This is a genomic window from Oerskovia douganii (assembly GCF_015142735.1).
Taxonomy (GTDB): domain Bacteria; phylum Actinomycetota; class Actinomycetes; order Actinomycetales; family Cellulomonadaceae; genus Oerskovia; species Oerskovia douganii.
Genome location: NZ_JACSPN010000062.1, coordinates 1 through 1031 on the forward strand (window position 1 = coordinate 1; position 1031 = coordinate 1031).

Below are 1031 nucleotides of genomic sequence, written 5' to 3' on the forward strand. Positions count from 1 at the left end.
CTAGGTGTACCCGGCCGCGACGTTGGTTACAGCCGGCTGGTCGGCGGGAGTCCACCGAGGGCTTGGTGGCGGCGTTGGGTGTTGTAGTACTCGATCCAGGGTGTCAGAGCGGCGGCCCGTTCGGCGTTCGAGGTGAAGACCTGCCGGTATGCCCACTCGGTGGCCAGGGTGCGGTTGAGACGCTCGACCTTGCCGTTCTGCCAGGGGCAGTGGGGCTTGATGAACTTCTGCTGGATGCCATGCTGGGCGCAGATCTCGCGCAGCGACCAGCGGTAGGCCCACGCGTTGTCCGTCATGAGGCGTTCGATGCGGGGGATGCCGTGGTCCGCGAAGTAGTCGAGCGCGCGGGCCAGGAACTGGGCGCAGGTGGCGCCTTTCTCGTCGGGCAGTATCTCGGAGTAGGCCAGGCGAGAGTGGTCGTCGATCAGGGAGTGCACGTAGTCGTAGCCGGGGCCGTTCACGCGATCGCGGGGGATCGCGCGTCCGTGGGCGCGCCATCCGCCGCCGTCAGGTATCCGGCCGAGTTTCTTGACGTCCATGTGGACCAGCTCGCCGGGCCGGTCGCGCTCGTAACGAACCGCGGTCTGCTTTGAGGACCGCAGGACATGGCCGGTCATCGGGTCGAGTGCGGCCAGGTGAGGTATCGCATGGCGGGCCAGGACTCGAGAGACGGTCCGGGCCGGGACCCCGGTCTCGGCGGCGATCTGGTCTCGCCCGCGCCGCTCGGCCTGACGCAGCGCCACGACCTTGGCCTCGACCTCGGGCGCGGTCTTTGTCGGGCACCGGTGCGGGCGCGAGGACCGGTCGGCCAGGCCGGACTCGCCCTCGGTAGCGAACCGGTGCAACCAGTACCGGACGCACTTGCGGGAGACGCCCATCGCCGCCGCGATGTGGGCCTGCTTCCAACCATCACGACGACGTTCGACGATCAACATCCTGCCGCGAACGGTCAGGCGGGCATTAGCGTGGGACACGAGGACCTCCGGGTTGTGAAGACTTCGACATCTCCACTAAGCCCGGAGGTCCTCCCT

1 protein-coding gene is annotated in these 1031 nt (G+C 68.1%); it reads right to left on the bottom strand.

Annotated elements, in window-relative coordinates; all coding sequences use genetic code 11:
* Positions 1–26 precede the first annotated feature (26 nt).
* Positions 27–974 carry an IS481 family transposase gene (locus tag H9623_RS19135; RefSeq protein ID WP_191803937.1) on the bottom strand — a complete coding sequence of 316 codons (948 nt, stop codon included), beginning with the start codon at positions 972–974 and terminating at the stop codon, positions 27–29.
* Positions 975–1031: the final 57 nt, after the last annotated feature.